General features: G+C 69.0%; 3 protein-coding genes and 1 pseudogene. 3 read left to right on the top strand and 1 reads right to left on the bottom strand.

Annotated elements, in window-relative coordinates; genetic code table 11:
• Positions 1-427 (bottom strand): MFS transporter (locus VTU_RS0115535; protein WP_029554456.1); only part of this gene is annotated, 427 nt, incomplete at its 3' end.
• A 195-nt stretch (positions 428-622) separates the two neighbouring features.
• Between VTU_RS0115535 and uvrA the strand changes: the two genes are divergently transcribed.
• The 3 genes and pseudogenes from uvrA (at position 623) to VTU_RS27585 (ending at position 6,219) form a co-directional block, all read left to right on the top strand.
• Positions 623-3,697, top strand: coding sequence for an excinuclease ABC subunit UvrA (uvrA, locus tag VTU_RS0115530; protein WP_081479847.1), 3,075 nt, complete (start codon positions 623-625; stop codon positions 3,695-3,697).
• A 180-nt stretch (positions 3,698-3,877) separates the two neighbouring features.
• Positions 3,878-5,599, top strand: coding sequence for an arginine--tRNA ligase (gene argS, locus VTU_RS0115525; protein ID WP_010105786.1), 1,722 nt, complete (start codon positions 3,878-3,880; stop codon positions 5,597-5,599).
• 12 nt (positions 5,600-5,611) lie between these two features.
• Positions 5,612-6,219 (top strand): annotated as a pseudogene (locus tag VTU_RS27585) (SPOR domain-containing protein).
• The last annotated feature ends 158 nt before the right edge of the window (positions 6,220-6,377 follow it).

The following is a 6,377-nucleotide window of genomic DNA, read 5'->3' as shown; positions in this document are numbered from 1 at the left end:
CCAGGCCCACGCCGCCGCCGACCAGCGCCATGGCCTTGGTGCGCACGGCGTCGCGCGTCTGGTCGGCGAGCAGCGCCATCACGGCGGCCGACACGGCGCCGGCGCCCTGCAGCGCGCGGCCCGCGAGCAGCCCGGTGAGCGAATCGGCACGCGCGGCGAGCAGGCTGCCGGCGGCAAATACCAGCAGGCCGAGAACGATCACCGGCTTGCGGCCCAAGCGGTCCGACGCCAGGCCCAGCGGCAATTGCAGCAGCGCCTGCGTCAGGCCATAAATGCCCATGGCCAGACCGACCAGCGCGGGGTCGTCCCCCCCGGGGTAGCTGCGCGCTTCCAGGGCGAACACGGGCAGCACCAAGAACAGCCCCAGCATGCGCAGCGCGAAGATCAGCGCCAGGCCAACGCTGGAGCGGCGCTCCAGCGCGGTCATGGAATGGCTGGCGTGGGCGGGGAGGGCTTGCTCCGACACTGCGGCGCCCGAAGAAGGTATGGACAAGGGATCTGGCACGGCGGTGCGCATGGGGCAAAGCCGGCATTCTCGCGCATCCCCTGCCCGGGGTCTGCGCTCTGGCGCTCCGGGACCGATGGGCCGCAGGCGCCGCCTGCCGCTGGCCCGTCGCCTATCATGGCGGGTTTTCCTCTCCGAACCTGCGCCGTGAGCTCATTTCCTGCTGCCGATGACGATCTCCCTGCCGACGACAAGTATCTGGCCCGCGCGCTGCGCGCGCAGCGCATCAGCATCCGGGGCGCGCGCACGCACAACCTCAGGAACATCGACCTCGACATCCCGCGCAACCAGCTCGTGGTGGTCACCGGGCTGTCGGGGTCGGGCAAGTCCAGCCTGGCGTTCGACACGCTCTACGCCGAGGGCCAGCGGCGCTACGTGGAGAGCCTGTCGGCCTACGCGCGCCAGTTCCTGGGGCGGCTGGACAAGCCCGATGTCGATCTGATCGAGGGCCTGTCGCCGGCGATTGCGATCGAGCAAAAGGCCAGCAGCCACAACCCGCGCTCCACCGTGGGAACGGTCACCGAGATCCACGACTACCTGCGCCTGCTGTACGCGCGCGCGGGCACGCCGTTCTGCCCCGAGCATGGCCTGCCGCTGGCCGCGCAGACCGTGGGCCAGATGGTCGATGCCGTGCTCGCCCTGCCGCAGGACACGCGCCTGATGGTGCTGGCCCCCGTGGCGCGCGGCAGAAAGGGCGAATTCACCGACCTGTTTGCGCAGATGCAGGCGCTGGGCTACGTCCGTTTTCGCGTGGACGGGCTGATCCACGAACACGAAAACCTGCCCGCGCTCAGGAAGACCGAGAAGCACGACATCGACGTGGTGATCGACCGCATCAAGGTGCGCCCCGACATGCAGCAGCGCCTGGCCGAGAGCATGGAGGCCGCGCTGCGCGTGGGCGGCACGCAGGGCCGGGTGCTGGCGCTGGAGATGGACAACGGCCAGGAACACCTGTTCAGTTCCCGGTTCGCCTGCCCCCTGTGCAGCTACGCGCTGGCGGAACTCGAGCCGCGCCTGTTTTCCTTCAACTCGCCCCTGGGCGCCTGCCCGGCGTGCGACGGCATCGGCCAGCGCGAGGTGTTCGACGCGGTGCGCGTGGTGGCCTTTCCCACGCTCAGCCTGGCGAGCGGCGCGATCAAGGGCTGGGACCGGCGCAACGGCCACTGTTTTGCGCTGCTCGAAAGCCTGGCCAGGCATTACGGCTTCGACGTGGAAGCCTCCTTCGAATCGCTGCCCGCCAAGGTCCAGCGGGCCGTTTTGCACGGCTCGGGCGAGGAGCAGATCGCCTTCGACTACGTCCTCGACGGCGAGAAGACCGGCCAGACCCGGATCAGAAAGCACGCCTTCGAAGGCATCGTGCCGAACCTGGCGCGGCGCTACCACGAGACCGATTCGGCGCTCGTGCGCGAAGACCTGGCGCACTACCGCAGCACCCAGCCCTGCCCCGAATGCCAGGGCGCGCGCCTGCGCCGCGAGGCGCGCCACGTGATGCTCGGCGAGGGCCCCCAGGCGCGCGCGATTCATGAAATCGGCCGCGCCACGCTGAACGACGCGCAGGCCTGGTTCCGCGCGCTCAGGCTCAGCGGCGCGAAGGCGGAAATCGCCGACCGGGTGGTGCGCGAGATCGCCACGCGCCTGCAATTCCTCAACGACGTGGGCCTGGGCTATCTGAGCCTGGAGCGCAGCGCCGAAACGCTCTCCGGCGGCGAGGCGCAGCGCATCCGCCTGGCGTCGCAGATCGGCTCGGGCCTGACCGGCGTGATGTACGTGCTCGACGAGCCCAGCATCGGCCTGCACCAGCGTGACAACGAACGGCTCATCGCCACGCTGCAACACCTGCGCGACATCGGCAACAGCGTGATCGTGGTGGAACACGACCGGGACATGATGCGCGCCGCGGACCAGATCATCGACATGGGCCCGGGCGCGGGCGTGCACGGCGGCTGCGTGATGGCGCAGGGCAGCTACGAGCAAGTGTGCCAGCACCCGGATTCGCTCACCGGCCGCTACCTGGCCGGCAGCCTGTCGATCGCGCTGCCCGGGCGCCGCAGGCCCTGGCTGCCGCTGCCCGCGCCCGCGCAGGATGCGCCGGTGGCGGCGACCAAGGGCAGGCCGCGCTTTCCCGAGGCCCGGGCCGGCAAACGCCACGCCGAACACCCCGCCCGCCAAGAGGGCACGCTGCAGACGCTGCGCGTGGTCGGCGCCACGGGAAACAACCTGCGCGGCGTGAGCGTGGACTTCCCCGTCGGCCTGCTCACCTGCGTCACGGGCGTCTCGGGTTCGGGCAAGAGCACGCTGGTCAACGACACGCTGTACGCCGCCGTGGCGCGCCGGGTCCACCGCGCGCACGAAGAGCCCGCGCCGCACGAGGAGATCGTCGGAATCGAATACTTCGACAAGGTCATCAACGTCGATCAGTCGCCCATCGGGCGCACGCCGCGCAGCAACCCGGCGACCTACACCGGCCTGTTCACGCCCATCCGCGAGCTCATGGCCGAGGTGCCGAGCGCCAGGGAACGCGGCTACGGCCCCGGGCGCTTCAGCTTCAACGTCGCCGGCGGCCGCTGCGAGGCCTGCCAGGGCGACGGCGTGGTGAAGGTGGAGATGCACTTTCTGCCCGACCTGTACGTGCCCTGCGACGTCTGCCACGGCGAGCGCTACAACCGCGAGACGCTGCAGGTGCTGTGGAAGGGCCGAAGCATCGCGCAGATTCTGGAACTGACGGTGGAAGACGCGTTTGCCTTCTTCAAGGACCAGCCCGCGATCGCGCGCAAGCTGCAGACGCTGCTCGACGTGGGCCTGTCGTACATCCGCCTGGGCCAGGCGGCGACTACGCTCTCGGGCGGTGAGGCGCAGCGCGTGAAGCTGGCGCAGGAACTGAGCAAGCGCGACACCGGCCGCACGCTCTACATCCTGGACGAGCCCACGACCGGTCTGCACTTTGCCGACATCGACCTGCTGCTCCGGGTGCTGCACCAGCTGCGCGACGCGGGCAACACCATCGTCATCATCGAGCACAACCTGGACGTGATCAAAACCGCCGACTGGCTCATCGACATGGGCCCCGAGGGCGGCGCCGGCGGCGGCAGCGTGGTCGGCGTGGGAACCCCCGAGGACCTGGCGGCCAACCCGGCGAGCCATACGGGGCAGTACCTCGCGCCCTATCTGCGCACGCCGTCCATGGCGCTATAGCAAGCGGCTTCCATTCGGAACCGGGTACTCGAGAATGAAGGTTTGGCGCTGTCCTCGGTCCTGTTCCCGCCGCCCAGAAAAGAAGCCCTGCCAAGGTCCAGCGCAGCGCGTCGGCCATTGTGCTTGCCTCGTGGGTTGCGCGGCAGCGGCCCCGCGCGGTCGCCCCGGTAAAATCCGCCGATGCTCAGAGCCAAAAATGAACTGCTCGCTGCGCTTGCAGCCGAGTTGGAAATCCTGTCGCCAGGCGCTGGCGCCAAGGCGGCGTTCGAATCCCCGAAGGTCGCGGCGCATGGCGATTTCGCCTGCACCGCCGCGATGCAACTGGCCCGCCCGCTCGAGCGCAATCCCCGCGAATTGGCCGAAAGCCTGCGCAGCGCGCTGCGCGGCAGGCCGGCGTTCCAGCGCTGGGTGTCGGACATCGACGTCGCGGGCCCCGGTTTCATCAATATCCGCCTGCTGCCCGCAGCCCGGCAGGAAGTCGTGCGCGAGGTGCTGGCCGCGGGCGCGCGCTATGGCTGCGCGCCAGAAAACGGCCGGCAGGTGCTCGTCGAGTTCGTCTCCGCCAACCCCACGGGCCCGCTGCACGTGGGCCACGGCCGCCAGGCCGCGCTCGGCGACGCGATCAGCAACCTGTTTGCCACCCAGGGCTGGAAGGTGCACCGCGAGTTCTACTACAACGACGCGGGCGTGCAGATCGAGACGCTGACGCACAGCACGCGGCTGCGCGCCAAGGGCTTCAAGCCTGGCGACGCATGCTGGCCCACCGACCCCGGGGATCCGGCGAGCAAGGCGTTCTACAACGGCGACTACATCCAGGACATTGCAAACGACTTCCGCGCCCGCAAGACCGTGCGCGCCGACGACCGGGAGTTCACGGCCAGCGGCGACGTGGACGACCCCGAAGCCATCCGCCAGTTTGCCGTGGCCTATCTGCGCAACGAGCAGGACAAGGACCTGCAGGCCTTCCACCTCCGGTTCGACGCGTACTTCCTGGAGTCCAGCCTGTACACCGGCGGCCACGTCGAGGCCACGGTCCGGCGGCTGGTGGCGAACGGCAAAACCTATGCACGCGACGGCGCCCTGTGGCTCAGGAGTACCGACTACGGCGACGACAAGGACCGCGTCATGCGCAAGCAGGACGGCACGTACACCTACTTCGTCTCCGACGTGGCCTACCACATCGACAAATGGGAGCGCGGCTACGCCAAGGTCGTGAACATCCAGGGAATGGACCACCACGGCACCGTCGCCCGCGTGCGCGCCGGCCTGCAGGCGGCCGGCGCGGGAATTCCCCAGGGCTACCCCGACTACGTGCTGCACACCATGGTGCGCGTGCTCAGGGGCGGCGCGGAGGTCAAGATCAGCAAGCGCGCGGGCAGCTACGTGACGCTGCGCGACCTGATCGAATGGACCAGCAAGGACGCGGTGCGCTTCCTCCTGCTCAGCCGCAAGCCCGACACCGAATACAGCTTCGACGTGGACCTGGCCGTGGCGCAGAACAACGACAACCCGGTGTACTACGTGCAGTACGCGCATGCGCGCATCCGCTCGGTGCTGCGCACCTGGCAGGAGTCGCTGGCGCAGCCGGGCGGGGACGCGGCGGCCACGCTCCGGGACGCGGACCTGTCCAGCCTGGAAGCCCCCCAGGCCCAGGCCCTGATGCTGCATCTGGCCAAATACCCCGAGATGCTCGTGGCAGCGACCGAGGGCACGGCGCCGCACGACGTCGCCTTCTACCTGCGCGACCTGGCCGCCAGCTACCACAGCTACTACGACGCGCAGCGCATCCTGGTCGACGATGAAACCGTCAAGCGCGCACGCCTGGCCCTCGTCGCTGCGACCGCGCAGGTATTGCACAATGGCCTGGCCGTTCTGGGCGTATCGGCCCCAGACAGAATGTAGACAGTCATCACCATGAAAAAGCAACAGACGGGGGCAGGCCTCGCCGGTTTCATCGTCGGCGTCGTCGTCGGCCTGGGCCTTGCCCTGGCCGTGGCCGTTTACGTGACCAAGGTACCGATTCCGTTCCTCAACAGGAGCCTGGGCTGGGGCGCCGACATGGACGCCGCCGAATCCCGCAAGAACAAGGACTGGGACCCGAACGCGCCGTTGTACGGAAAGAATCCGGCCCGCCCCGTCACCCCGGCCTCCGCCGCGTCGGCCCCGGATTCCGCCGCAGCGCCGGATGCGCGCGCCGCAGCGTCCGAGGCCAAGGTCGAAAGCAAGCCCGGCGACGACCCTTTGACCGATCTGGCCATGGCCAAGGCGGCCCAGGGCAGCCCGGACCCGTTCGACTACTTTGTGCAGGCCGGCGCCTTCCGCACCCAGTCAGACGCCGACACGCAGCGCGCCAAGCTCGCCATGCTCGGCTGGGAGGCCCGCGTGAGCACGCGCGAGCAGAACGGCCGGCCCGTTTTTCGCTGCGCGTGGGCCCGTTCACCAAACGCAGCGACGCCGAGCAGTTCAAGGAAAAGCTCGACGGTGCCGGGGTGGATTCGACGCTGATCCGGGTCGCACACTGATGCGCCGGCCCGTAAATAGTGGCACGAAATGAAATCGCTGCATTCCTTCTGATGCGCCTCAGTACACTGCGCAAGCCGCGCAATGTTCCTGCCTGCGGGCTTGCGCTTCCCTGCCCCCTCGGGCCGCGCTTTTTTCCCTGAACCTGGAGAGTCTTTGC

The sequence above is a fragment of the Verminephrobacter aporrectodeae subsp. tuberculatae At4 genome (assembly GCF_000193225.1).
Taxonomy (GTDB): Bacteria; Pseudomonadota; Gammaproteobacteria; order Burkholderiales; family Burkholderiaceae_C; genus Acidovorax; species Acidovorax aporrectodeae.
Note: the sequence above shows the minus strand (reverse complement) of the source record. Positions and strands in the feature narration are given on the sequence as shown.